Raw genomic sequence first — 26,489 nt, forward strand, 5'->3', positions numbered from 1 at the left:
GCCCGTCCCGCCCAACCGTCGGCCGGATTCGCACCTCCAGGAGAGGTGCGAATCCCGACAAGGGGTGCCGCTGTTTACTGGGCGAGGGCTACGAGCGCGCGGTCCACGTCGGCGGCGCTGTTGTAGAGGTGGAACGAGAATCGAAGGCCGCCGCCCCGGGCGGAGGTGAGCACGCCTGCCTCCTCCAAACGGGGTGCCGCATCGCCCGCGCCCGATACGGCGACAATCGCCGAATCCGCTGGTACCGACTGGAATCCCAACTCCGCCAGCCCATTTCGGAATCGGGTGGCGAGTTCGCGGTTATGCGCGCCGATCTTGTCGACGGTCAGCTCTTCGATCAAGGACAATGCGGAGAGCGCGGCGATGACGCCGAGCCAGTCCGGTGTCGAATCGAAACGCCGGGCGGTGGTCGGCAGCGCGATGGGTTCGTACAGCTCGGCCCAGCGGTCGGCCGCCGCGTACCAGCCGGGGCTGATCGGGCGCAGCCGCGCGGCTGCCTCCGGTGGTGCGGCGAAGAAGGCCACGCTGCGTGCGCCGATCAGCCACTTGAATGTCGCGCACACCCAGTAGTCGGCATCGACGAAACGCAATGGCACCCACCCCGCGGCCTGAGTGGCATCGGCGAGGAGTCGAGCGTTGTGCGCCAGCGTGGCCGCGCGCAGCATCGGCAGATCGACGGCTCGACCGTCCTTCGACTGGACCACGCTCACCGCTACCAACGCGGTCTCGGGGCGGACCTCTTCGGCGATGCGCTCCAACGGCACGAACCGGACGTTCAGATCGCCGCGGTGTACGAAAGGCATCGAGACAGAGGAGAATTCGCCTTCAGCGAGCAACACCTCCGCCCCCGACGGCAGTGCGGAGACCACCGGCGCGATCAATCCGGCGACGGTGCCGCCCAGCGCGATATCGTCGGCCGAAGCGCCCGCCAGCAGTCGTGCGAATCCGGCCCGCAATTCGGGTACCAGATAGTCCCGCGTGGTCGGTGCGGCACGGCCCGCCGCCCAGAGCGCGTTGAACTCCTGCAATGCCGCCAATGTTCGCGCGGCGGGCAACCCGTGGGAAGCGGTGTTCAGGTAGGCGGTCTCGGTCGTGAATTCAGCGGGCGCAAGGGAGGACATGCTCCCACCCTCCGCCGCCACTGCGGCTCCGGTCGAGTGCCACCCGGAAGATAGTGGCCTCAAATCCGGCGAGCCGTCCTATTTCTGTGTCGCCCACATGTTCGTCAGCAGTTGGTAGCTGGGGGTGTCGGCGAGGGCCTGCATCGACTCGTAGATGCGTTGGTAACTGGTCGAGGTGATGCGCCAGTGGCCGTCCGGATCGAGTCGGTAGGTGTCGGAATAGTAGCCTGCGCCGCGGATGAGGACGCCGTATTCGGTGGCGATCACGGTATCCTCGAAAGCCCATGAGCCCGTTGCTGTTTCGCCGTCCACGGTGATCTCCGGATGGGTCGCGATATGGGTGGTGACCACGGAGGGGCCGAGGTTCTCGCGCATGAATGCGGTGACGGCGTCGCGACCGTCGAGGGTCAACGGTTCACCCAGGGCGTGGGTGCCGTAGCGACCGGCGACGTCGACGGCGAGGGTATCCCCGAAGTCGTCCCATTGTTTGAGATCGAGGGTCCGGAAGTAGCGGTACTTGAGCTGGCGGACGGCTTCGATGGCGGCGAGATCCATCCGTTCAGCTTGGCATCCGCCGGGTCCCGAGACAAGAACGTGTTCTACCTTGTTCGGACTGCCGCAGCATCTCCGCACGCAGAAACCCCGAAGTAGTCCCTTCCCCCTGGCAGCCGACATCGGCCTCGGCCGTACCTCGCGGCGGATGCGTTGATGGAATGGTTCACAACTCGACTTCGTGCACTGCGGCACCGGCTCGCGCTTCGAGGACCGCCAGCAGGACCATCCGGCACACCGACATATCCGACATGTGTCCACGCAGGGTTATCACTGCGTGTGCCTGGGCTCGCCGGCATTCCTGGACGAGATCGACGAACGCGGGGGGCAGTGTCCCGTTCTGCGGTGGGGGCTCGCAAAACACGGCGCCCAGCTCGTAGCCGAGTGATCTGGCACTGTCCCGCAGTCTGTCTTCGCTCGAATTCCGGTCGCGGTCACGGAGCAAATCGTCGCGCAGGTATCCGTATGCAAGAGGTAATAGCGCAGTTGTCATGGGATGGTTTGGCTTCCGGTCGGTCGGCCACGAGAGATTACATTTCTGTCAGCCGGATGGATCTGTCATCGCAGGGCGGCATATACGCACCTGTTCGCCGTCGACTCGGCAATGAAGTCGAGTTCGGCCGTCGCAATGTTGTGTGGGTTGAAGATCTGACGACGGCGTCACCCAGACCTTCGTCTTCTGCACGGACAACCAGCATGGGTGGTGGGTATAGATCGCCGCATCGGTAGTGGACGTGGGCTATACCTATGGCAACCGTCGAATGCACTGCTGTCAGCGCGGTCGTCGGGCGATTTCGCCTCGGACCTGGTCGGTGAATCTACTCGGGATGTGCTGGGATATGTCCGCACGTGAAGCGATGGCCAGTTTGTTGAAAATCGCCGCGATTTGGGCGTCGACAGTTCGGGACGACTTTCCACGGCGGAAGGCAATGTCGACGTTGGTCCACCCGGCCGCGGCCAGGATCGCGACCTGCTGTTCGGTCCGGGTCAATTCGTGCCAGTGCGATGTGGCGTCCGCTGGAGTATCGATGGTCAGTGTGCCCAGTGCCAGCCGTTGCACTTCGTTTCGTTCCGGACGCAGACGCGTTCCTCGAGTTTCCGCCGCAGCGTAGGCGTCGTGCCCCAGCACCCGGCGGGCGACAGCGATAGCTTTTTCGGATTCGTCGAGGAGGGGGCCCGACGCCTTGATGTCGATGCCGAGCTTGCCTCGTAGGGTTGTGGTGCCTCCGGCCAGGTAGGCGATTTCGGTGGCCAGGGCGACCAACTTCTTGCGGTCGGGTTTTCCGGCGACGATCGAGTCGGTGATGATTCGGGCCAATGACCAGGTCCGATACTGCACCAGCCATACCGCGGCCCATTGCTCGTTGGTGGCGAGGTGATATGCCAGTGAGGATCGTTCGAGGGCCAGTGCTTCGGTGGGGTTGCCGTGTCGGGTCAAGGCTGTCGACCTGGTGAGTTCGGCGCAAGCCTTTTCCCATGGAATTCCGGAGACGATCGCGCGATCGAGGTAACGCTGCGTGATCTCGTGGGCTTGCTGCGCGGTTCCCAGCAGGCCCGCGGCCAGGGCAGTGAACAGCTCGTTCATCGAGGCGGCGCCGCGGTCGCCGTAGGCCTCGAATTTGGCCTGGGCTCGGCTCAGGACGGTGATGGCGCGGGCGTCACGGCGCGCGAATATCAGCTCCGCCCCCCATGCGAATTCGACAGGAGCGGGCAGCCCGATGTCGGTCTCGGCGGTGTCTCGCCAGTTCCGCCTGGTGTCCGGGTCGGGGATGCAGGCGGCGACGCAGTCCTCGAGCATCTGTTCGGCATCCTCGAGTGTGCCTTGGAGCGTGGCGAGCCATGCGATGGTGGCCATGGCACCGATCTGTAGTTCGGTGGGTTGCGGGGACGCTGCCCGGGTGGCGTCGAGGCAGCGCAGGGTCCATTGGCGTATTTCTCGTACGGAGCCGCTGGTGAAGCACACCTGCAGGGTGATCAGCCCGAGACAGATCTCCAGACCGTCTCCGGCTCGGCCCGGGGTGGTGATGCTGGTTTCGATCGCGGTGAGGGTGTTGGCCCAGACCGTCCGGGCCCAGTCCACCAGGGCTTGCCCTTCGGGATCGAACCAGTTGGCTGCGGCGTAGCCGATCCTGTCGTGGTAGTAGCGGCAGTGCCGCTGGGCCAAACGGGCGGGTTCGTCCACCGCGGCGGTGGAGCGCTGGCGCAGTCGCTGCTGGGCGAATACCCGCAGGCTCTCCACTAGTGAATACCGCACCGTGGTCGCCGTCCTGTGCGTCGTGACCAACGATTGATCGACAAGGCGCTCGAGCAGGCCCTCGATCTCCTGCCGGGTGAGGGACGCTTGGGTATCGCTGATTTCGTCGTCGCAGCAGATTGTCTCGATGGCGTCCAACTCGGCACCCACATCCGGTGCGGCCTCTGTGGTGTCGTCGGAATTGGTGTCGTAGCCGGCGGCGAACACCGACAGGCGGTCGAAGAGCAGACGTTCCTTGTCGCTGCACAGCTCGTAGGACCAGGAGATGACGTCGACGACTCCGCGATGGCGCGGGTCGGCGCCCACGCGGGGGCCATGCGACCAACTCAGTCGAGTGTCATCAGCGTGGCCGGTGAGTCCGTGCAGGATGGCGGCCAACGGTTGGCGAAGCAGGCGTGCGGCCGCCAACTGGATGTAGAGGGGATGGTTGTGGACGTGGTGGCAGATCTCGGCGGCGGTGGTGGCCTGGTCTTTGCCGGTGACGGGATGTTCGGTGAGTTCGGCGCGTTGCCGGAATAGGGCCAGGGCCTCGCGCTGCGATAGCGGCGGAACGGTGATCAGGTGTTCGTCGATCCAGCCGATGGGTTCACGGCTGGTGGCCACGATGCTCAGCCCCGGTACCGCCTCGATGAGGTCGGCTATCAGGGGCCCGACACCGGAGAGTACGTGCTCGCAGTTGTCGAGCACCAGCACGGTATGCGGGGCACGTCCGGTGGTGTCGGTTGAGGTGAGGGTGTCGACCAAGGCGTCCCACGCCGATCGCCCGGAGAAATCCGCCTCGATCACCGCATGGGCGACTTCTTCCGCGACCGCGGTCGAATCCGAATCTGGAGTCAGTCGAGCCAATCGCACCCAGCACGCTCGTGTTTTCCTGGCTTCGGTTCTACCGCAACGGCGCAACGCTTCGACGGCCAGACGAGTCTTCCCGATGCCACCGGGGCCGGTGAGGGTGATCAACCGGGCTGGGCCCAGCAGTAGGGTGCTGATCTTTTCCAGCTCGCGGTCTCGACCGACAAAGCTGTAGGTAACAGCGGGTAGGCTGCCTACACCTTCCCGGTGTTTGACATCCATACTTTGCGATTATAGGCCCCGCATCCCGAGGCTGAATCCCTCGTCATCAGCGCCACCTGATGCGCGGAATGGGTCTGTCCAGCTAGGAGCTCAGTCGTCGGCGGCCTGGAGCTCGGCAGCATTGACAACAACCTGTTCTACTTTGCTCGGGTCGCATATCGAAAGGGCAGCCCTGGGTGCCTTCGAAGTCCCGGGTGTTCGCCGCCGACCATCGGGTACTCGATCGATTGGACACGGTTTCGACCGCATCCTTTGCACTGGAAGTTTCCGACCAGGAGTCCGCAATGACCGAAGGTCCTGTTACGCACCCGCCCCTCCACGAACCATCCCTCGATCAACAGTTCGCGCTGAAGTCCGCCGCGCGACGTCTGGAGCGCGAATTCGACAGCACCCGCGACGAAGCCATCGAACGGTGGCTGTACTCCGCTTACGACTACCTCGCGGATCACGCCACCATCGATACCTTCCTGCCGCTACTCGCCGAGCGCTACACCCGTGAACTGCTCCGCGCCATGGCCGAGGAGCACGCCGACTAGTCGCATCGCGCCGCGGCTCGCCGCAATACCTCTTCCGCGTCGGTGCTGATGCGTCGCACCAGATCAGCGGCGGATTCGAGACTGCCGATGAGGTCGACATTCTCGCCCGCCCAGATCGGCGCACAGTCGAGATCACCCTGCTCGGCCGCCGCCCGATAGCGTTGCCGGGCAAGGGGATCGGCCGCGAGTTCGGTCTCCCGTCCGGCCCATTCGTCGAGGAATCGGTTGCGCAGGGTGCGGGCGGTGTACTCGGCGGGCCACGGGGAATCGCGGGCGATATCGATGATGCGGTTGCGTTCGGTATCGCCGCCGCGTGCATCGATGATGGCCTTGGCTTCTTCGGTCGAGAGCAACGATTCGTGTGTCGCCTCGAAGCGAGTGCCGATCAACGCGCCCGCCGCACCGAGCACGAGTGCGGCGGCGAGTCCGCGTCCATCGGCTATGCCTCCCGCGGCGAGCACCGGCGTACCCGCCGCCAGATCGACGACCGCGGGTACGAAGGGCAGTGTCGCACGCCCGCCGCCGTGCCCGCCCGCCTCCGCGCCCTGCGCGATCAGCACATCGGCTCCGGCGTCCAGGGCACGGGCCGCCTCGTCCGTGGTGGTGACCTGGACCAGCAGCGGAATCCCGGATTCCCGGACCGCGGCGGCAAACGGGGTCGGATCGCCGAAGGACAGCAGGATCGCGTGTGGTCGGCGCTCCACTGTCCTTCGCACGGTAGCGAGATCGATGGCCCAGCTCAACAGGCCGATGCCCCAAGGCTTTTCGGTGCGAGCGGTGAGCAACGCACATTCCTGATCGAGTAACTGCTCGTCACCGCCGCCGCCACCGATCAGGCCGAGTCCACCGGCCTCGGAGACCGCCGCGGCCAGTTCACCGCCCGCGACGCCGCCCATCGGTGCGAGCACTACGGGATGCTCGATGTCGAACAGGTCGGTGAATTCGGTGCGCAATGCCATCGCCAAACCCCTTCCGTCGCTGTCGACGATAGCCAGGGGTTTCCGGCTGCGAGTCGTCGCCCGTGCTCGTCAGCCTCGATCCCAGTCGTGACCCCAATAACTATCGGCGGTCATTTCCTCCGCCGTGTAGGTGTTCTCGTCGACCAGCACGCCCTCGGTGCCGAATTCGAGATCCCAGCCACCGGGTGTGCGGACATAGAAGGAGATCATTTTGTCGTTGGTATGGCGGCCCATCGTCGAGGACAGGTGATATCCGGCCTTGTTCACCCGGTCGAGCGCACGGCCGACGTCGTCGAGACTGTCGACCTCGACCATGACGTGCACCAGGCCCGAGCCCTCCTTGCCGCCGGAGGGGATCAGCGCCAGGCTGTGGTGGCGCTGATTCACGCCGAGGAAGCGGATGCGCACCGGACCGTATTCGGGCGGTGCGGGGAGCCGGAAGGCGCCGCGCGGCAGGAATCCGAGGACATCGGTATAGAAGTGGAATGCGCCGTCGAGATCGGGGACCGGCAGCACCGCGTGGCCGAGGCCGAGTCCCGTAGTGACGAAACGGTTTCCATACTTGCCGACGACCGGACTGTGGTCCAGGACAGGTCCGTGGAAGATTTCGACGGTGGTACCCGCTGGATCGCGGAAGGTGATCGCCTCCTCCACACTGCGGGCATCCGCCTCGGCCACGGTGAGCGCGGTGACTTCGATTCCGGCCTTCTCAACGGCTTCTCGTGCCGCGGCGAGTGCGCGATGGTCGCGGACCTCCCAGCCGATGGCGAGCACCTTGTCGGTTTCGCCCGGCACCAGGACCAATCGTGTGACGTGCTCATCCATGCGCAGATAGATGGCGTCCGGATCCGGCCCGGTGCCCTCGGCGAAACCGATCACATCGAAGGCGAAGGTGCGCCAGGCATCCGGGTCGCTGACCGCGACCCGCACATAACCGAGCGAGCTGATGATTGCCATATTCTCCTCATTCATAGGTGACCCGGACCGCATCGGTGACCGGAACAGCCTGGCAGGCAAGTACATAGCCGTCGGCCAGGTCTGCACGTTCCAGAACTTCGTTGCGCAGCAATTTCACTTCGCCGTCGACTATCCGACAGACACAGGCGCTACAGGCACCTTCGCGGCAGGAGTACGGAGCTGCCATACCGCGCGCGAGCAGCACGTCGAGTAGTACGGTATTGCGCGGCCAGGCGAATTCGTCTGTGGTGCCGTCGAGCTCGACCTCGACGATGGCAGCGTCGTCGGTGTCTTCGACCTGGGTTGCGGCGAAGGGATCACCGGACAGCGAGACGAACTTCTCGACATGCACCCGGTCCATACCCAGGCTGTCGGCGGCTGTGACGACAGCGTCCATGAAAGGTGCTGGGCCGCAGACGAATAGCTGGCGCTCGAGCCACGGTGCGATCAACGTGGTCAGTGTGGGCATCGACGGCAAGCCCTGAACAGACTCCAACCAATGCAGCACAACGAGCCGGCTCGGGTGCTCGGCGGTCAACGACTTCAGTTCATCGGCGAAGATCACCGAGTTCTCGTCACGATTGGCGTAGATCAGCGTGCACCGTCCGCTGCCCTGCGCCAGTACCGATTTCAGGATGGAAAGCATCGGCGTTATACCGCTGCCCGCAGCCAAGAGCAGCAGATCTTCGTCGAGCGAATCGGGTGTGAAAATGCCTGCGGGCGGCAAGCTATCGATTGTCATGCCGGGAACAGCGTTGTCGCACAGCCAGTTCGAAGCGTACCCACCCGCGGTCCGCTTGACGGTGACCTCGAGTCGGCCCTCGTGCGGCGCACTGGACAGCGAGTACGAGCGCGCCACCGAACCGGTTCGTTCGCTGGGTATCCGCAGTGTCAGAAACTGGCCGGGCCGATAGGAAAGTTGACGCTCCGGCTCGGCGACCAGCTCCAGCGAGACCGCATCCTGGGTTTCGGAAGTTACTCGAACAACTCGAAGCGTTACCGCCGCACTCACAGCAGATCCCCATCACGGGTACTCAACCCGACTTCTCCCGCGCTGACGGCCTTTTCGATGCTGTCGCGCAATGCCGCACACCCACGCACTGGACCGCCGTCGTTACGAGCGAACTCGGCACAGTGCGCGCGAGCGACGGAACTCCACTGCACGCTGGTGTGCGCGGAACTGAATTTGACCACCGACACCTGATTCCGGCAGGTATGGCAGGTGATGCAATCCATTACAGATCCGTTCAGGCGTCCGCGCGCTGCGCGGCCAGATTCTCGGCGACCTCGGCCTCCCACGCCGTGACGGCACGGGTGGTATCGACCTCGAATTCGAAGCGGTCGGTCATCTTCGACTCCACCTCGGCGATATCGGTGTAGAACTGCTCGTACCAGCGCCGCAGCTGGTAGACCGGCCCGTCCTCCTCGCACAGCAGCGGATTGTCGATGCGGGTCTTGCGTTCCCAGATCGCCACATCCTGCTCGAAACCGCGCCCGAGTCCATTGGCGAAACGCACCGCCATCGCATCGGCATCTTCCGGTGACAGGCCGGGCAGTTTCTTGACGATCGCGCCGTACTGCAGCACGAATTTGGTTGGCGAAACAGGGTAATGGCAGTTGATGAGGACGGATTCGACCGTCTGCCCGCTGGATTCGTTGACGAGGTAGTCGATCATGTAGGAGGGGCCATAGTAGTGCGCCTCCGAATGCAGCGTGTTCTCCGAGCCCGCCTCCTTGGCCAATTCGCCCTGCACATCCGCGCGTCCGATCGAGGTCATGTATTGACTGGCGATATGGCCCTCGAAGACATTCTTGAAGTAGGTCGGAAAGGCGAAGTGCACATAGAAGAAATGCGCCATATCCACGACATTGTCGATGACCTCGCGGCAGTTCGCGCCCTCGATGGTGATCTGGTTCCAGGTCCAGTCGCTCCACTCGTCACTGAACGCGCCCTCGATGCGGGGGATCGTGATATCCGCGGGCGGCGGATTGCCTTCGGGATCGTTCCAGACGAACAGCTGCCGGTTCTGCTCCAACGTGATCCACGATTTGGTGCGGGCCAGCGGTGGTACGCGGCGCGCGTAAGGGATTGCGGCACAACGGCCATTGCCCCGCCAGCGCCAATCGTGGAACGGGCAGGCGATGGTGTCGCCCTTGATAATGCCGTCGCCGAGGTTGCCGCCCATATGTCGGCAATAGGCATCGAGCACATTGAGGGTGCCGTCCGCGCTCGCGAAAACCACCAGTTCGGTGCCGAAGATTTCGATGGTGTGCGGTTTGCCGTCGCGGAAGTTGTCGGCGAGGCCGACGCAGTGCCAACCCCGGGCATATCGGGTGGGCGGGGTGCCGGTGTCGATCACGCGCACCTGATCGTCGGTCATGGTTCCTCCACGTTCGTCGGGCTGTCGTTTCGATGGTTCGGCGCGCCGATGGACGCGCAAAGGTGTGGTCTCACTGGCCGGGAGACGGCTCAGGCAGTGGTAAGGCGCTCGAATCCGGAGCGGTAGAACAGCAGCGGATCGGCCTCACGGCCCGCGCCGAGTGCGGTGACATGGCCGATGACGATGGTGTGATCGCCGCCGTCCAACTCTCCGCCGAGCTCGCAATCGATCCACGCGATGGATCCGTCGAGCAGCGGCGAACCGTTGGGGGAGCGGGTCCAGTCGAGTCCGTCGAATTTGTCGGGTCCGCTGCGGCCGAGCTGTCTGCACACCTGCTCCTGATCGGCGGCGAGCACGTTCACGCAGAACTTGCTCGCCGCGCGGATCCGCGGCCAGGTGGTGGAGGTCCGGGCCGGGAACAATGCCACGGCAGGCGGATCCAGCGATAGTGCGGAGAAGGACTGGCAGGCGAACCCGATGGGTTGCGCGCCGTCCAGGGCGGTGATCGCGGTGACTCCGGTGGCGAATCGGCCGAGGACGGCCTTGAAGTCGAGCACGACGGCCATAGCGCTCCTAGTTTCGACTAGAAATATTCCGTTTCGCCATGAAGGTAAGCGGCGCGCGCGGTGGGCTGTCAACGGTCGGTTCCGGCTACCGAGAAGATCCGTAGCGATCTCCGTAGTTTCCGGGATTCGACCTCGTCCGCGTGACGGCACTGTGATTGGGGACACAAGCAGGTATGCCGAAAACGGACATGCCTAATCGAAATACTTCTAAGCTGTATGAGCTACACAATGGAGGTGCGCCATGACGGTCGAGGTGCTGACCGGTCCGGGATCCGACGAGCTGTTATCGGGTCCGGGTCGTCCGACCACCCGGCCGGCGCAGCCGCCGGTTTCCATGATCGAGCGAATGACGCTGATCCTAGACGCTTTCGACGGTTCGACACCGACTCTGACGCTGCTCGGATTGGCCGAGCGAACCGGCCTGCCGCGGTCTACAGTGCACCGCATCCTGGACCAGATGATCCGGCTGCGCTGGTTGGCGCACGCGCCCGGCGGCTACCGCCTCGGCTTGCGTCCGCTGGAACTCGGCGGACTCGCCGCCGACCACAATGAGATTCGTGATGTGGTGAGTCCGCTGCTGCACGAGCTGTGTCAGCGGACCGGCATGGTGGGCCATCTCGGCGTACTCGACGGCCGCGAGGTGCTGTACCTGGACAAGGCCGGTGGCCGCTACACCGCGAGCATTCCGACCCGCCTCGGTGGCCGGATGCCCGCGCACAGCACGGCCCTCGGCAAGGCCATGCTGGCCTCGCTGGAGCCGAGCATTATCGAGACCTCCTTCCGGGACCGGTTGCCGCAATTGACGCCGCGGACCATTTGCGACCGGGCGGAACTGCACCGCGAGTTGACGCGGATCCGGCATCGGCAGGGAATTTCCGTGGACATCGAGGAGTCGGTGACCGGGATCTCCTGCGTCGCGGTGCCGATTCGCGGGCGCGGAGCAGCCATCGGCGCACTCTCGCTGTCCGGTCAAGTCGGTGGGGATCGAACGGCATTGGATACCGCGCGTTTGGCGCGGGTGCTCGTCGAGGTCGCGCACGAGGCGGGGCGGGCGCTGTTTCCGCTCCACGCTCGGTGGCGGTGATTCGGGTCTGTGGCGTTGTGGTCGGGGCGAGACGTCCCGGCTGTGGTTGCGTCGACCGAGTTGTCCGAACGGACGCTTCGCACCGTTCAGCTCGCCGCGGGTGACCGGGTAAATAGCGCGTGGCCCGCGAATGCGCGGACCTGCCTGCGTGCGGTGTGGTGCTCGGCTAGCGTCGGGGGTGGGACCTCATTGAGGAGGGCGATGTGATCTACAGCGATGAGCATCAGGAGTTCCGGGCGCTGGTTCGGCGGTATGTCGAGCAGAAGATCAATCCGCGGGTCGACGAGTGGGAACGGGCCGAGTGGATGCCGCTGCACGAGATCTTCGCCGATATGGCGAAGCTCGGGATGCTGGGGCTGGAATACGATCCGGCCTACGGCGGCCAGGGTGCGGACCATCTGTTCACGGTGGTGCTGTGCCAAGAGCTCGGGCGAGTCGCCCACGGCTCGTTCCCGATGGCGCTCGGGGTGCAGGTCGCGATGGCGACGCCGTCGCTGCACGCGCACGGCAGCGAAGAACTCAAACAGGAGTATCTCGCGCCCGCTATGCGCGGCGAAATGGTCTGTGGCGTAGCGGTTACCGAACCGGAAGCGGGTTCGGATGTGGCGGGGATTCGCACGCACGCCCGGCGCGACGGTGACGACTGGGTGATCAACGGCTCGAAGATGTTCATTACCAATGCCGTTCAGGCCGACTGGCTCTGCACCTTGGTGCGCACCTCCGGCGAGGGCGGCTACCGCGGCATGAGCCAGATCATCATCCCCACCAGCACTCCGGGCTTCCGGGTCGACCGCAAACTCGACAAGCTCGGTATGCGCGCGTCCGATACCGGCCTGCTCACCTTCGACAATGTCCGAGTTCCGGTGCGCAACACCATCGGTGAAATCGGCCGCGGCTTCCAACAGCAGATGTCGCAATTCGTGATGGAGCGCATGTTCGCCTCCTACAGCGTCCCCATCACCTGCGCCATCGAACTCGAGGCCACCCGCGACTACGCCCGCGACCGAAAGCTGTTCGGCCACCCGCTCAGCGCGAACCAATACCTGCAATACACCTACGCCGAACTCGCGGCCCGCGTCGATATGCTCCGCGTCTACACCGAGTCCACCGCCCAGTCCTACATGGCAGGCACCGATGTGACTCGGATGGCCACGATCTCCAAACTGGAGGCCGCCCGCCTCGGCCGGCAGGTCGCCGACTGGTGCCTACAGGTGCACGGCGGCATGGGGTACATGGAAGAAACCTGGACGTCCCGCGCCTACCGCGACAGCCGCCTGCTCAGCATCGGCGGCGGTGCCGACGAAGTCATGCTCCGCGTGCTGTCCATGATGGACGGCTTCACCGACTGATCGAGCCACTGCCGTCGCACACCTGTGCCATATGCGAGATAGCCAGTCGATATGCGACAGCGCCGATGTCCTGGCTCGGGGCCTCAGTGCGGGATCGAGTCGATGATCGCGCGTGCGCCTTGGCGCAGAAGGTCCGCGCCGACGAAGAAACCGAGGGCGCTCGGGTCCTCCGGGACGCCCCAGTGCTTGGCGTCCAGCCACTGGCTGCCGTCGAGGTTGAAGACCTTGCCGTGCAAGGTGAGTCGTCCCGTGGGGTCGGTCGTCGCGTGTCCGGCGATCGGGGAGTTGCAGTGGCCCTGCAGTGCGTGCAGCATGGCCCGCTCGGCATCCGCGTGACGGTGGGTGGCCGGATCGTCCAGGCGCGCACCGAGATCGAGTAGTTGGGTGTCGTCATCGCGGCACTGCAGTGCGATCACGCCGGCCCCGATCGGCGGGCACATGGTGTCCAGGTCGAGGGTTTCGGTGATCCGGTGCGCCTGGTCGACGCGGTGCAGGCCGGATACGGCCGCGATGAGCACATCGATATGGCCCTCTTCGAGGCGCGCCAATCGGGTATTGACGTTGCCGCGCAACGGTTTCACCGCAAGATGCGGATAGTGCAGCCGCAGCTGTGCGGTCCGGCGCACCGAGCTGGTGCCGACGACCGTGCCCTCGGGGAGATTCGCGAGTGGTGCACCGGTGCGCGTGATCACCGCATCGTGCACGTCCTCGCGCGGCAGATAACCGGCGAAGGCGAGCCCTTCCGGCACCGGAATATCCCCGGGAATGTCCTTGAGGCAGTGCACCGCCAGATCGGCCTCGTCATCGAGCAGGGCCCGATCGATCTCCTTGACGAAGGCGCCCTTACCGCCGAGCTTCGACAGGTCGCCCATCCACCGATCGCCCGCCGTGGTTACCTTGACCAGCTCGCTTTCGACGCCGAGCCCGGCCAGCAATCCGGCGACCTGCTCGGCCTGAGCCAGGGCCATCGGGCTGGAGCGGGTGCCGATCCGAATAATGCGCGTACGCGACATGCGGCGAGACTACTCCCGGCGCTCGCGCCCCGATCACCGGGGCGTGTCCCACTCAGCGGGACTTTGCACCCGAAATATGCCTAAGCGGTATAGTCCTATCGTGACCGAAGCGAAGTCTCCGGCGAGCGCCGAAGTTCCCGACCTGCCGACGACGAGTTGGGCCGTGCTCGGCATGCTCTCGCACGCCGACGAACTCTCCGGCTACGACCTGAAGAAGTGGGCCGACTGGAGCCTCCAATTCTTCTATTGGAGCCCATCGTTCAGCCAGATCTACGCCGAGCTCAAACGCCTCGAGAAACACGGTTACGCCACCTCGCGCACGGTGCTGCAGGACGACGGCGTGCGCGGTAAGCGCATGTACGCCATCACCGAGAGCGGTCGCACGGCGGCGGCGCAGTGGGTGAACCATGCGCCGGTGGAGGCGCCGGTGCTCAAGCACAGCGTCATGTTGCGCGCCTGGCTCGGGCATCTCGCCGAACCGGACCGATTGCGCGAAATCCTCTCCGAGCACATCGGATACGCGGAGCGGATGCGCAAACTCGCCGAGGTCGATGCCGAGGGCGCCGACGAGAATCCGGATTGGGCCTATCCGGGCGCGGTATTACGTTGGTGCATACGGCATTACGAGGCCGAGCGCGATTTCGCCGAGGCCCTGCTCGCCGACGTGGATAAACTCGCGACAAAGACCGCTCCGAAGAAGTCCGCGAAGGGCAAGGGACGCCGCGCTTCCTGATCCCGCTCACTGAGCGGGATGGCGCTTGCTATGACTAATAGGAATACTTCTACTAGTCATATGCGCACCGAATTCGCACAGCAGCGTTCGCTGGACACGATCGAGACGGCGCTCGCCGCCCTCGCCGCAGGCGGCATGGTCGTGGTGGTCGACGATGAAGATCGGGAGAACGAGGGCGATCTGGTCCTCGCCGCCGCACTGGCGACGCCCGAAGCCATCGCCTTCATGGTCCGCCACACCAGCGGCGTGCTGTGCGCACCGCTGCCCGGCGCGGATCTGGATCGGCTCCAGCTGCCGCCCATGACACCGATCAACGAGGACCCCAAGGGAACCGCGTATACGGTGTCGGTGGATGCGGCTTCCGGTGTGACGACCGGGATTTCGGCCGCCGACCGCGCCCACACCGTGCGCACGCTGGCGGATCCGCGCACCACACCGGACGAGCTGACCAGGCCCGGCCACGTCTTCCCGCTGCGCGCACATCCCGGCGGTGTGCTCGGCCGTGCGGGCCACACCGAGGCCGCCGTCGACCTGACCCGGCTGGCCGGATTGCGATCGGCAGGTGTGATTGCCGAAGTCGTGAACGACGACGGCTCGATGGCCCGTCTGCCGCAACTGCTCGATTTCGCCGAAACCCATGCACTGCCGATCATTTCGATCGCCGATCTGATTGCTTACCGTCGCCGGGCCGAACCCACCCTGACCCGGGTCGTGGAGACCCGCTTGCCGACTCGATACGGCGAATTCCGCCTCATCGGCTACTGCGACGAGATCTCCGGAACCGAAACCCTCGCACTGGTTTTCGGCGAACCGAGTCGCGAATCGGTATTGGCGCGGCTGCATTCGGAATGCCTCACCGGTGACGCTCTCGGCTCGCTGCGCTGCGATTGCGGCGACCAATTCGACGCCGCGTTGCGCGCGGTCGCCGAGGAGGGCAGTGGCGTGGTGGTCTACCTGCGCGGACAGGAGGGGCGGGGCATCGGATTGTTGAACAAGTTGCGGGCGTATGAATTACAGGATCGCGGTGCCGATACGGTCGAAGCGAATCTCGCGCTCGGTTTGCCGGTCGATGCCCGAGGGTATGCGGCAGGTGCGCAGGTGTTCGCCGATCTGGGCATTCGGTCGGTTCGGCTGCTCAGCAACAATCCGGCCAAACAGGAGGGCCTGGAACGCTGCGGGGTCGCGGTGGTGCGGCGGCTGCCGCTGCAGGCGACGCCGACCGAACACAACATCCGCTACCTGCGTGCCAAGCGCGATCGGATGGATCATCAACTCTCGGGTGTGGACGCCGAGCAGGCAAGGGCCACCTCGTAGCCGACCCTTTCTAGCGACCTGCGAGCAGTCGCTGGCGGTGAATCTTTTCCGATCTTCGTCGCCGAATGCTGGCTATTTGCCGTGAGATTGCCGACATGTGCCTGTTTCACTTCGGAGATTTTTCGTTCGAGTCATGCGTCGCAGGTCGGCCTGCTTTCCTGATGGAGTCAGGATGGAAAGTCCGCGAGTAGGGTGAGCCGGAAGTCGGGGACAGCGGTGCACCGAATACCGATCGAACACCAGCACTTCCGCTCGGGGTGGCTGTGGCTGTGGTTGTCCGTTGGCGTCTTGCTGACTGCGGCGGCGGTCGTGGTCTGGATCGCCGGACCCGAGCAACAGTCGTCCTGCACGGCGACCCATTCGGTCCCGGATACCGGGACCGAAACCTCGCGAATGATGGTGGCCAGCAGCAGTACCGGCATTGCAAACTGGCATACGGTGGACGCGTCGCCACCCACACGGCCGGGGGAGGCGCGGTACTACTCGTTCGGTCCCGGTGCCGCGTGTTCGTTTGCCGGACTGCCGACGAATGGCTTCTATGTGGGCGTCTCCACGCGGGAATACGGCCACGCCGATCTGTGCGGTGCCTACCTCGACGTGCACGGTCCGCGCGGTGATGTCCGGGTGCTCATCGCCGACCGCTGCCCAGGATGCGCTCCTGGACAACTGGATTTGAGTGCGGCCGCCTTCGAACAGATCGCTGACCGGTCCGACGGCGTCGCGCAGATCCGCTACTCCGTGGTCCGCGATCCGCTTCCCGCGCCGGAGCTGATCTACGAGCTGAAGCCGGACTCCTCGCCCTCCTGGCTGGCCATGCTGGTGACCGGATCGGGAAATCCCATCCAGCGGGTCGCTTTACGGTCCGCTGCGGACGGGCCGTGGCATGAGCTCAATCGCGGCATGGACAACTACTGGACGATCAGCGGCGCCGGGCCGGGTCCGTTCTCGGCACAGGTGACAGATGTCCACGGGCATCAGGTGGAGATCTCCCGGATCTCGTTGGAGCAGGGCGAGCGGTACACCGGCATGAGCCTCTATACCGAGCCTGTCCCGGAACCGCTACCCGCGCCGACGCCGGAGATCATGAACACGACACCGCAGCCGCCATCCAGCATCGCCGCGACAGGCTGTGCGAACTAGCTCGGTTTTGCCAGGGCCCGTCCGGCGGCGCGGCCGGAGAAGATACAGCCACCGAGGAAGGTGCCCTCCAACGCGTTGTAGCCGTGCACACCACCGCCACCGAATCCAGCGACCTCGCCTGCGGCATACAGTCCGGGCAGCGGGGTGCCATCCGGTCGCATCACCTGCGAATCCAGATTGGTCTGCAGTCCGCCGAGGGTTTTGCGGGTCAAGATATTGAGCCGCACCGCGATCAGCGGCCCGTTGGCCGGATCGAGGATGCGATGCGGTTTGGCCACGCGGCCCGCCTTATCGCCGAAATACTGGCGCGCGTTGTTGATCGCCATCAGCTGCGCGTCCTTGGAGTACTTATTGGCGACATCACGATCGCGGGCGACGATCTGCTGTTCCAACTCGTCGAAGTCCAACTGCGGGCCGCGCGCGATCTTGTTCATGCCATCGACCAACTCGCGCAAGGTATTCGCGACCACGAAGTCGACCCCGTGCTGTTTGAACGCCTCGACCGGACCGGGCGCACCCTTGGCCACCCGGCTCTTGAGGGTGAGCTTGAGGTCCTTACCGGTGATATCCGGATTCTGCTCCGAGCCCGATAGCGCGAATTCCTTCTCGATGATCGACTGGGTGAGCACGAACCAGGAGTAGTCGTAGCCGGTGGCCAGGATTTCCTTCATGGTCGAATTGGTGTCGAAGCCCGGGAAACACGGTGCGGGCATACGCTTTCCATTGGCGTCGAACCACAGCGAGGATGGGCCGGGGATGATCCGGATGGCGTGATCGGGCCAGATCGGATTCCAGTTGTTGATGCCCTCGGTGTAGTGCCACATGCGATCGCGGTTGACGATGGCGCCGCCCGCGGTCTCGGAGATGCCGAGCATCCGTCCGTCCACATGTGCGGGCACACCGGAGATCATGGTCTCCGGCGCCGGACCGAGCCGTTCGGTGGGCCAGTTGCGGCGGATCAGCTCGTGATTGTGGCCGATACCGCCGGAGGTCACGATCACCGCCTTGGCACGGAATTCGAAGTCGCCGACTACATTTCGTGACGAAGCCCGACCGCGTTCCAGATCGGTCTGCTCGAGCACGCTGCCGCGCACGCCGACTACCGCACCGTCCTCGACGATCAACTCGTCGACCCGATGCCGGAAACTGAAGCCGACCAGTCCGCGGCGCTCACCCTCGAGCACCGGCTCCTGGAATACCCGTACCACCTCGGGGCCGGTACCCCAGGTGAGGTGGAAGCGCGGCACCGAATTGCCGTGCCCGTCAGCGAAGCCGCCACCGCGCTCGGCCCAACCGACCAGTGGCGTTACCCGTAAACCCAACTCGTGCAGATAGTCCCGCTTCTCGGTGGCCGCGAAGCGCACATAGGCCCGCGCCCACTGGCGGGCCCAGTAGTCCTGGTCCTCGCGATCGAACCCCGCCGAACCGAACCAATCCTGCAGTGCCAGTTCATAGGAGTCCTTGATGCCGAGGCGGCGCTGCTCCGGGCTGTCGACGAAGAACAATCCGCCGAGCGACCAGAAGGCCTGGCCGCCGAGGTTATTGCGATTCTCCTGGTCCAGCACATGCACCTTGCGGCCGGCCTTGACCAGTTCGTGGGTCGCCACGAGCCCTGCCAGGCCCGCACCGACGACGATGACATCTGCCTCTTGCGTGAATTCGGGACTCGGGTCGGTCATGGTCATCCTTCGGTCTCGGTGCTGTAGGCCAGCACGATGTGGCAGAAAAGGTCGGTGCGCCGCATGCGCACTTTGCGGCTGCGGGGTTCCATCAGCACCTGAACGGCGGTGCCGTCGTGCACCGCGACCAGGGCCTGCCCGAGCGCGACGGGATCGGGCACGGTCCGGCCGACGCGCGCCAGTGCGGCGACGATCGTCGGCATCAGCGCTGTGACGATCGCCTCCTCGCGTCCGGCCATCACCTGCCGCAGGTTTGGTGTGCGCAGCGCGTGCGAGGTGAATTCGGCGGTGATGCGAAACCAGTCCTCATCGATCGGCACGGCGCGGTCCAAGCGCTCGACCGCGGCGCGGATATCGGCGATGCCGTCGACCGAGAAGCCGTCGAGGGTCGCGCGGATACCGGCGATCATGGCGGCCGATCGCTGCTCCCACATGGCCAGGAACAACTCGTCGAGCGAAGTGAAGTTGGAGTAGAAGGCGCCACGGGTGTATCCGGCCCGTTCGCAGACGCGCTCCACCGAGGCGCGGCCGAAGCCCTCTTCGGCGAAGACCTGATACGCGGCGGTCAGCAGGCGTTTACGTGTCTCGGTTCGCCGGCGGGTCACCCGGCGCACCGGGGTATCCGCATCGGTGGTCGAGGCCAACGTGCACCTCCTCGGGCATCCGCTCCATTCGATACAGCAATGTATTCAATACAGAAATGTATCAGAAGGCCGACTCACCTTCGGCGGAACGGCTGAACCAGCGCGGTCGGCAGGGATAATCCGAAGAGACCGTTCCCCCCGTCGCTGAGGAGTGATCGGCTTGAATGCGAGTGCGGCAACCACGGGCATGACCGGCTGGCGGGTGCGACGGCCGGGACCGATCGATCGGGGACCACTCGACTTCGTTCGCGAAGCGGTGCCCGAACCCGCGGCCGGCGAACTCCTCGTGCGGGTACTGGCCTGCGGGGTCTGTCGCACCGACCTGCATGTTGCCGAGGGGGATCTGCCGGTGCATCGACCCGGTGTGGTGCCGGGACACGAGGTGGTGGGTGAGGTGGTGGCCCAGGGGCCAGGATCCGCTGGGGCACTCGGATCTTCGGCTCCCGAGTTCGCGGTCGGTGATCGCGTCGGCATCGCCTGGTTGCGCCACACCTGTGGCATCTGCCGGTACTGTCTGCGCGGCGCGGAGAATCTGTGCCCGAATTCGGCGTACACGGGTTGGGACGCGGACGGTGGTTACGCCGAATATGCCACTGTCCCAGCGGCTTACGCTCACCGGCTGCCCGACGGATACAACGACATGGAAACCGCGCCGCTGCTGTGTGCCGGGATTATCGGCTATCGGGCGCTGCAGCGTGCGGATCTGCCGAGGGGTGGACGGCTCGGGATCTACGGCTTCGGCGGCAGCGCGCATATCGCCGCGCAGGTGGCGCTGGCGCGGGGTGCCGAGGTGCATGTGATGACCAGGGATCCGGCCGCGCGCGAGTTGGCCGCTGACCTCGGCGCGGCCTCGGTGCAGGGTGCGGCGGATCGGCCTCCGGTGCAATTGGATTCGGCGATCTTGTTCGCGCCGATCGGCGAGCTGGTGCTGCCCGCTCTGGAAGCGCTCGATCGCGGCGGCATCCTTGCCATCGCGGGCATCCATCTCAGCGATATCCCGGCGCTGAACTATCAGCGGCATCTGTTCCAGGAGCGCGAGATTCGCTCGGTGACTGCCAATACCCGCGCCGACGCGCGCGAATTCCTCGCGCTGGCGGGCGAACACCGTATACATGTGACCACAACGGGGTACTCCCTCGGTACGGCAGATCGAGCCCTCGTGGATCTCGCACATGGACGTTTCACCGGCGCAGCGGTTCTCATCCCCTAGGCGCCTGAATCATCCTGCGCGCGAACGGATTCCAGGACACGATTCAGCGCTGAACCGGTCTCGCTTCAGCTGAGTTGCTTGACGCAACTCTCTACCGTTCTTACCTTCGCGGATATAGCCGAGTGACACTTGTCGCTGACAAGTGTCCCTCGGCTTCTCACAACGGCGTGAGAGGTGATCACGATGGAAATCCGGAAGGCAAGAATTTTCGAGAAGTGGCGGCTGGCACGGGTATTCGCTGTGCTATTGCTCGTCGCTACGGCGGGGGTGGTGACCAGCATCGGAGCGCAGGCACGGGCGGACTGTGCCGCGGTCGATGTGGTCGTCGCCAGAGGCACCGGCGAACCCGGGTGGCTCGGCTCCGTCGTCGGCGACCCGCTGTATGGCACGCTGCTCCAAGCACTTCCGGTGAGCAGCAGCGCTTACCGGGTGGACTATCCCGCGGACCTGCTCGACCCCACGTCGGTCAGCCGCGGCACCCAGGACATGACCGACCATGTCATTCGGCAGTCGCAGATGTGCCCGGATCAACAGTTCATCCTGGTCGGTTACTCGCAGGGCGCGGCTGTCGTGCACGGTGTCGTGGGCACCGGCATCGTGACCGCGCTGCCCGGGATCTACGTGCTCCCCGGCGATCTCGAATGGAAGGTGTCGGCGGTTCTGCTGTTCGGTGACCCCCTCCGCCTGATCGGCTGGGGCGTACCCGGCAACTACGCCTGGAAGACCGCCGATTACTGCACCGGTGGTGATCCGATCTGCGGTGGCGGCTTCGACCCGAGCCAGCATGGGAACTACGGCTGGGCATTCTGGCCGGCCGCGGATTTCGCGGCGGGCCGGGTGTAACCGGGAAATCCGTGCGGCGGGGTCGAGCACCGACCCCGCCGCCGGTGTGTTCGCACGAGATTCATGCCGATGGCACCCGGGCGTGGGACAGTCTGAATATGACAGCGCACCGTCGCATCGGCATGATCATTGCGGGACTCGTGAGCATCGCCCTGGTGGCGGGGTGCGGCACCGCATCGGACAGCGGTCACCCGACCACCTCGACGGCCCCGGGAGTGATCCCGCTCATCTCGACCGACGATCTGCGCGGCGCGCAGTCGGATGAGGTACATCTGTTCGGGCTCAACGATTTCCACGGCAATCTGCAACCACCGGCGAGTTCGAACGGCAAGATCGCCGGATACGACGCGGGTGGCGCGGCCTACCTCGCCACCCATCTGGCCCGGTTGAAGCAGGCGTATCCGGCCAGTGCCGTGCTGTCGGCGGGCGACAATATCGGCGCGAGCCCGCTGGTCTCCGGCCTCTTCCACGACGAGCCGACCATCACCTTCCTCAATTCCATCGGACTGGCCGCCTCCTCGGTGGGCAATCACGAATTCGATAGCGGCGTTGTCGAATTGGCGCGACTGCAGCAGGGCGGATGCGCGCTCGCCGGATGTTCGCCCGGCGCGCCGTTCACCGGAGCGAAGTTTCCCTTTCTGGCCGCCAATGTCACCGGTGCCGACGGTAAGCTGCCGCCCACTCTGCGGCCGTGGACGATGCTCGAGGTCGGCGGACACAAGATCGGTGTCATCGGCACGGTGACGCCCGAGACGGCGAGTATTGTTCTGCCGGAAGGCATTCGGGGCTACACCTTCGGCGACGAGGTCGCGGCGATCAATCGCTATGTCCCCGAGGTGAAGTCGGCCGGTGCGCAAACGGTGGTGGCGTTGGTGCACGACGGTGGTGTGCAGAAAACAGCCCAGAATGCGGCGGTCGACTACAACGGTTGTGCGAATATCTCCCCCGAGGTGACCGCATTGGCAACCGGTGTCGATCCCGCGGTCAGGGTGCTGTTCACCGGACATTCGCATCAGCCGTATGTCTGCACCATCGACGGCAAGGTGGTCACCCAGGCCGCCTCCTACGGTCGGCTGATCACCGATGTCACCCTGCGCTTCGGCGCCGACGGTGTGCAGGCATCGGCGGTCAACCGGGTGGTGACCCGGGAGGTCACTCCGGACGCGGCCACCACCTCGCTGATCGACTTCTATGCCGAGCAGGCCAAGCCGCGCGCGGAGCGGCCGGTCGGCATCGCGGCGGCGTCGCTGCCACACGAACCGGCGGGCTCCGGTGAATCGCCGCTCGGTGATGTCATCGCCGATTCGATGCTCTCGGTCACCGCGCCCGCGCCCGCATCGGCGGTCGCGGCATTCATGAATCCGGGCGGTGTGCGCACCGATCTGAAGTCCGGTCAGATCAGCTACGGCGATATCTACAGCGTCCAGCCGTTCGGCAATCAGGTCGTCACCGTCACCATGACGGGCAGTCAGATCCTGCGTCTGCTCGAACAGCAATGGAGCAACGGCAAGACGACCGTGCTCTCGCCCGCCGGGCTCACCTACACCTATGTCGAGTCGAGTCCGAAGGGCGGCAAGGTCGTCGCCGACAGCGTGCGCATCGGCGGCCAACCCCTCAACCCGGTCGCCACCTACCGCATCACCACCAACAGCTTCCTGGCTTCGGGCGGCGACGGTTTCACGGTCTTCACCGAAAGCACCGACAAGACTGTCGGGCCCATCGATCTTGATGCTTTCGAGACCTACCTGAAGGGCCGCCCCCCGCTGGAATCGCCGCCCGCCCGTGCCGGGAAGCGCTGAGCCGGTGGGCAAACGCGGTGTCCCGATTAAGGTTTCGCGTTCGGACATTATCTGAAAACTGTTGTAACACACAATATTAGCGACGCCCATTGGTGACCATTCACACATCACCCTGGGCCGTCGTTCGCTTGCCCGGGGCTAGCTGCGCCGATTAAAGTTACCCACCAGTAGGGCAACGGTGTTCCTGCATTGGCTCAGCAAACTGTTGGCTGGAAGCCGAATCAATGATGTCCGCATTCACTGCTGCATGCCGGGCGCGCATGTGTGACAACTCAATTCGAGTGCGACAGCAGGAGGAAATGCGATGACGACTTTCATCGTGACGGGCGGAACCGGATTCTTGGGCCGGCGGGTCGTTCAGGAACTGCTGGCGGCCGATTCCGAAGCCATTGTGCATGTGCTGGTTCGCACCGCGTCGGTGGCGAAATTCGGTGAACTCACCGCGGGCTGGACGGGTGGCGAACGCGCATTTCCGATGCTCGGTGATCTGACCGCCGAAGGTCTCGGTTTGATCGAGGACGCGCCCGAGGCCGACCACGTGATCCACCTCGGTGCGGTCTACGACATGACCGCCGACGAGGAGACCGCGCACGCGGCCAATGTCGCGGGCACGCGCTCGGTGCTGGAACTGGCGCGTGAATTGGGTGCGGTACTGCACCACGTCTCCTCGGTGGCCGTGGCCGGTGACCACAAGGGCAAATTCTTCGAGGAGGATTTCGACCTCGGCCAGCGGCTGACCTCGCCGTACCACCGGACCAAATTCGCCGCGGAGAAGCTGGTCCGCGAATCCGAGGGCGTGCGCTGGCGGGTGTATCGGCCGGCGATCGTGGTCGGCGATTCGGGTACCGGTGAGATGGACAAGATCGACGGTCCGTACTACTTCTTCCCGGCCATCTCGCGCCTGGGCGCGCTGCCTGCCGAACTGCCGATGCTGCTGCCGGATCTGGGTGCGACAAATATCGTGCCGGTCGACTACGTGGCGGGCGCGATGGTCGAGTTGGTGCGCCGCAAGGGGCTCGACGGACGCACGTTCCACCTGGTCAACCCGGAGCCGCAGCCGTTCGGCGAGATCTACGGTGCGCTCGCGGCCGCGGCGGGTGCGCCGACCGGAATCGGCACGGTGCCCGGCAGCGGGTTCGCGCTGAACGGGCTCGCCCACCTCCCGGGTGTCGCGACCGTTCGCGATTTCCTGTTGGAGCAGCTGGGAATTCCGGCCGAGGTCGCACCGCATACCTCGTTCGCGGCGGAATTCGTCTCCGACTCCACGCGGGCGCAGTTGCGCGGGACGGGTTTGGCGGTGCCGTCGTTCGACAGCTACGCCGAGCGGCTGTGGCAGTACTGGGCCGAGAACCTGGACCCGAACCGGGGTCGGCCCGGCGACAGCGGTGATCCGCTGGACGGTCGCGTCGTCCTGATCACCGGGGCGTCCTCCGGCATCGGACTGGCGACCGCCCATGCCGTCGCGCAGCGCGGTGCGACCGTGCTGATGGTGGCGCGCGGTGTGGACGATCTGCATGCCGCGGCCGAGGCGGTGCGCGCCGAAGGTGGTGTCGCCCATGCCTATCCATGCGATATCACCGATTCCGACGGCGTGGAGGATTTGGTCGCCGCGGTGCTCGCCGATCACGGCCATGTCGATTATCTGGTCAACAATGCGGGACGGTCGATCCGTCGCTCGGTGGTCAATTCCACCGACCGCATGCACGATTTCGAGCGGACCATGGCGGTCAATTACTTCGGTGCGGTGCGACTCATTCTCGCGCTGCTGCCGTCGATGCGGGCGCGGCGCTTCGGACATATCGTGAACATCTCCTCGATCGCCGTGCAGACCAAGGTGCCGCGCTTCGCCGCGTATGTGGCGAGCAAATCCGCGCTGGACAACTTCAGCGAGATTGCTGCCGTCGAAAATCGGGATGCGGGAATCACTTTCACCTCCGTACGCATGCCATTGGTGCGCACGCCGATGATCGCGCCGACCGATATCTACCGCTCGCTGCCGGTGCCGGATCCCGACCGCGCCGCCGCCATCGTGGTGCGCGCCATCGAGGATCGCCCGCACCGCATCGACACCCCGGTCGGCACCTTCGCCCAGGCGGTCGAACTGCTGATGCCCTCGGTCAAGCGGACGATCATGCACCAGGGGTTCCGCTGGTTCGGTGAATCGCATGCGGCACAGGGGAAGCAGCAGAAAGCGGCCCCCGCCGCTGCCGACGACGCGGATCAGGACTCCGGTCGCAATGCGCTGTCCTACCTCGCACCGGTGGTACTGCCGCTGATGACTCTGCCCAGCCCGGCCGCGCGGGTCACCCGGGTAATCCCCGGCCTGCATTGGTGATAGATCCCATCATGGGCTGATCGTCCCGACGCGAACCGCCTGCTGCGGCGAGCGTGGGACGTTCGGCCCTGGTGTGGACGATCGGTGTTTCGTATTCTTGCGGTGCCGACCAGCCGTATTTCCTGCCCGTAGTTGCGGTCCAGTGCCGCGGTGGTGACGAATCCTGGGACAAGGGACCGTCGAACTCGGGGCAGGGATAACGGTCGTGAATGTTCGTAGGAATGGTGTGGGGCAGTTCGATCAGTTGACCGATGAATTTTTCTCGGCCCTCGAGTTTCTGAAAAAGCTGTCGGCCGAAGGCGGTGAGATGACCGCCCTGTGCGGTGCCTGTGTGCGGGTGCTGCCGGTGCAGCGTGCCGCGATCCTGATCCAGGAGCGCGATGCCGGGCTGCAGCCGTGGGCCACAAGCGATTCGGTCGCGGCGCGGGTGGAGGCGGTGCAGGCCACCGCGGGGCAGGGGCCGGCCGTGGACGCCGCCGTCGCCGGTGTGCCGGTGCTGGTGGCCGATCTGGCCGAAACCGATGTGCGGTGGCCGGGCTTCGCCGATGAATTGAACCGCGTCGCGGTGGCCGGGGCGGTGGTCGCGGGGTCGATGGTCGCGGTGCCGTTACAGCTGGGTGTGGTGCATTTCGGTGTGCTCGATCTATATCGGGCCGAACCGGGCAAACCGGAACCGTACGTGATTTCGGCGGGGCTGCATATCGCCGATCTGGTCATCGCGCAGTTGGTGGCCGGATCGGCGAAATCCGCGCACGCCGCCGCGCAATGGTGGGATCAGCCGCTGACCAGTCGCACGATCCACCAGGCGGCCGGAATCGTGCTCGCACAATTGGACATTCGCGCACCCGACGCTTACGCGCTGCTGCGCGCCTATGCCTTCGCGCACGGGCTGTCGCTGGCCGAGGTCGCGGCGCTGGTCGTGGACGACCGGCTCCGCTTCGATACCTGA

The 26,489-nt window shown here is 65.2% G+C and carries 23 protein-coding genes; 11 read left to right on the top strand and 12 right to left on the bottom strand.

Annotated features, from left to right (window positions below):
• Positions 1 to 74: 74 nt before the first annotated feature.
• The 3 genes from ON44_RS44635 to ON44_RS44650 all read right to left on the bottom strand — a co-directional run bounded on the left by ON44_RS44635 (position 75) and on the right by ON44_RS44650 (position 4,998).
• Positions 75 to 1,121, bottom strand: coding sequence for an aminotransferase class V-fold PLP-dependent enzyme (locus ON44_RS44635; RefSeq protein WP_040701441.1), 1,047 nt, complete (start codon positions 1,119 to 1,121; stop codon positions 75 to 77).
• Between the two features lie 78 nt (positions 1,122 to 1,199).
• Positions 1,200 to 1,676, bottom strand: coding sequence for a nuclear transport factor 2 family protein (locus ON44_RS44640; protein ID WP_040701442.1), 477 nt, complete (start codon positions 1,674 to 1,676; stop codon positions 1,200 to 1,202).
• A 769-nt stretch (positions 1,677 to 2,445) separates the two neighbouring features.
• Positions 2,446 to 4,998, bottom strand: coding sequence for an ATP-binding protein (locus ON44_RS44650; RefSeq protein WP_083898563.1), 2,553 nt, complete (start codon positions 4,996 to 4,998; stop codon positions 2,446 to 2,448).
• A gap of 284 nt (positions 4,999 to 5,282) precedes the next feature.
• Between ON44_RS44650 and ON44_RS44655 the strand changes: the two genes are divergently transcribed.
• Positions 5,283 to 5,534 (top strand): three-helix bundle dimerization domain-containing protein, encoded by a 252-nt coding sequence (locus tag ON44_RS44655; protein ID WP_157187639.1) that lies wholly within the window; start codon positions 5,283 to 5,285, stop codon positions 5,532 to 5,534.
• Here the strand turns inward: ON44_RS44655 and ON44_RS44660 are convergent.
• From ON44_RS44660 to ON44_RS44685, 6 genes are all read right to left on the bottom strand, one after another.
• Positions 5,531 to 6,493: an NAD(P)H-dependent flavin oxidoreductase gene (locus tag ON44_RS44660; RefSeq protein ID WP_040701445.1), complete on the bottom strand. Its 963-nt coding sequence runs from the start codon at positions 6,491 to 6,493 to the stop codon at positions 5,531 to 5,533. The genes ON44_RS44655 and ON44_RS44660 overlap by 4 nt on opposite strands.
• 69 nt (positions 6,494 to 6,562) lie before the next feature.
• Positions 6,563 to 7,450, bottom strand: a complete 888-nt coding sequence (locus ON44_RS44665; RefSeq protein WP_040701484.1) for a VOC family protein — start codon at positions 7,448 to 7,450, stop codon at positions 6,563 to 6,565.
• Between the two features lie 7 nt (positions 7,451 to 7,457).
• Positions 7,458 to 8,462, bottom strand: coding sequence for a ferredoxin--NADP reductase (locus ON44_RS44670; RefSeq protein WP_040701446.1), 1,005 nt, complete (start codon positions 8,460 to 8,462; stop codon positions 7,458 to 7,460).
• Positions 8,459 to 8,686, bottom strand: a complete 228-nt coding sequence (locus tag ON44_RS44675) for a hypothetical protein (protein WP_040701447.1) — start codon at positions 8,684 to 8,686, stop codon at positions 8,459 to 8,461. Before ON44_RS44675 ends, ON44_RS44670 begins: the two co-directional genes overlap by 4 nt.
• An 11-nt stretch (positions 8,687 to 8,697) precedes the next feature.
• Positions 8,698 to 9,831 carry a 3-ketosteroid-9-alpha-monooxygenase, oxygenase component gene (locus ON44_RS44680; protein WP_040701448.1) on the bottom strand — a complete coding sequence of 378 codons (1,134 nt, stop codon included), beginning with the start codon at positions 9,829 to 9,831 and terminating at the stop codon, positions 8,698 to 8,700.
• A gap of 89 nt (positions 9,832 to 9,920) precedes the next feature.
• Complete coding sequence (locus ON44_RS44685) at positions 9,921 to 10,397, bottom strand: flavin reductase family protein (protein WP_040701449.1); 477 nt, start codon at positions 10,395 to 10,397, stop codon at positions 9,921 to 9,923.
• A 241-nt stretch (positions 10,398 to 10,638) separates the two neighbouring features.
• Between ON44_RS44685 and ON44_RS44690 the strand changes: the two genes are divergently transcribed.
• Complete coding sequence (locus tag ON44_RS44690; RefSeq protein WP_040701451.1) at positions 10,639 to 11,481, top strand: IclR family transcriptional regulator; 843 nt, start codon at positions 10,639 to 10,641, stop codon at positions 11,479 to 11,481.
• A gap of 203 nt (positions 11,482 to 11,684) precedes the next feature.
• On the top strand, positions 11,685 to 12,830 hold the full coding sequence (locus ON44_RS44695; RefSeq protein WP_040701453.1) for an acyl-CoA dehydrogenase family protein: 1,146 nt from the start codon (positions 11,685 to 11,687) through the stop codon (positions 12,828 to 12,830).
• Positions 12,831 to 12,913: 83 nt separating this feature from the next.
• Here ON44_RS44695 and hemC read toward each other — a convergent pair whose 3' ends face one another.
• Entirely contained in the window at positions 12,914 to 13,843 is a 930-nt protein-coding gene (hemC, locus tag ON44_RS44700) for a hydroxymethylbilane synthase (protein ID WP_040701454.1), read from the bottom strand.
• A 100-nt stretch (positions 13,844 to 13,943) separates the two neighbouring features.
• Here hemC and ON44_RS44705 point away from each other — a divergent pair, with 100 nt between their 5' ends.
• The 3 genes from ON44_RS44705 to ON44_RS44720 all read left to right on the top strand — a co-directional run bounded on the left by ON44_RS44705 (position 13,944) and on the right by ON44_RS44720 (position 17,030).
• Positions 13,944 to 14,576: a PadR family transcriptional regulator gene (locus tag ON44_RS44705; protein WP_040701455.1), complete on the top strand. Its 633-nt coding sequence runs from the start codon at positions 13,944 to 13,946 to the stop codon at positions 14,574 to 14,576.
• A gap of 60 nt (positions 14,577 to 14,636) precedes the next feature.
• On the top strand, positions 14,637 to 15,890 hold the full coding sequence (locus ON44_RS44710; RefSeq protein ID WP_040701456.1) for a bifunctional 3,4-dihydroxy-2-butanone-4-phosphate synthase/GTP cyclohydrolase II: 1,254 nt from the start codon (positions 14,637 to 14,639) through the stop codon (positions 15,888 to 15,890).
• Between the two features lie 216 nt (positions 15,891 to 16,106).
• Positions 16,107 to 17,030, top strand: a complete 924-nt coding sequence (locus tag ON44_RS44720) for an expansin EXLX1 family cellulose-binding protein (protein ID WP_083898565.1) — start codon at positions 16,107 to 16,109, stop codon at positions 17,028 to 17,030.
• Here ON44_RS44720 and ON44_RS44725 read toward each other — a convergent pair.
• Both ON44_RS44725 and ON44_RS44730 read right to left on the bottom strand, forming a co-directional pair.
• Positions 17,027 to 18,715 (bottom strand): FAD-binding dehydrogenase, encoded by a 1,689-nt coding sequence (locus tag ON44_RS44725; RefSeq protein WP_051183391.1) that lies wholly within the window; start codon positions 18,713 to 18,715, stop codon positions 17,027 to 17,029. The genes ON44_RS44720 and ON44_RS44725 overlap by 4 nt on opposite strands.
• On the bottom strand, positions 18,712 to 19,353 hold the full coding sequence (locus ON44_RS44730) for a TetR/AcrR family transcriptional regulator (RefSeq protein ID WP_040701460.1): 642 nt from the start codon (positions 19,351 to 19,353) through the stop codon (positions 18,712 to 18,714). The genes ON44_RS44725 and ON44_RS44730 overlap by 4 nt, the downstream gene beginning before the upstream one ends.
• 187 nt (positions 19,354 to 19,540) lie before the next feature.
• Here ON44_RS44730 and ON44_RS44735 point away from each other — a divergent pair, with 187 nt between their 5' ends.
• From ON44_RS44735 to ON44_RS44755, 5 genes are all read left to right on the top strand, one after another.
• Positions 19,541 to 20,563, top strand: a complete 1,023-nt coding sequence (locus ON44_RS44735) for a zinc-binding alcohol dehydrogenase family protein (protein WP_040701491.1) — start codon at positions 19,541 to 19,543, stop codon at positions 20,561 to 20,563.
• Between the two features lie 183 nt (positions 20,564 to 20,746).
• Positions 20,747 to 21,406: a cutinase family protein gene (locus tag ON44_RS44740; RefSeq protein ID WP_051183398.1), complete on the top strand. Its 660-nt coding sequence runs from the start codon at positions 20,747 to 20,749 to the stop codon at positions 21,404 to 21,406.
• Between the two features lie 98 nt (positions 21,407 to 21,504).
• Positions 21,505 to 23,205, top strand: a complete 1,701-nt coding sequence (locus ON44_RS44745; RefSeq protein ID WP_051183399.1) for a bifunctional metallophosphatase/5'-nucleotidase — start codon at positions 21,505 to 21,507, stop codon at positions 23,203 to 23,205.
• A gap of 304 nt (positions 23,206 to 23,509) precedes the next feature.
• Positions 23,510 to 25,540 (top strand): SDR family oxidoreductase, encoded by a 2,031-nt coding sequence (locus tag ON44_RS44750; protein WP_040701462.1) that lies wholly within the window; start codon positions 23,510 to 23,512, stop codon positions 25,538 to 25,540.
• 226 nt (positions 25,541 to 25,766) lie between these two features.
• Complete coding sequence (locus tag ON44_RS44755) at positions 25,767 to 26,489, top strand: GAF and ANTAR domain-containing protein (RefSeq protein ID WP_051183392.1); 723 nt, start codon at positions 25,767 to 25,769, stop codon at positions 26,487 to 26,489.

Source organism: Nocardia vinacea NBRC 16497 (genome assembly GCF_000308835.1).
Lineage (GTDB): Bacteria > Actinomycetota > Actinomycetes > Mycobacteriales > Mycobacteriaceae > Nocardia > Nocardia vinacea.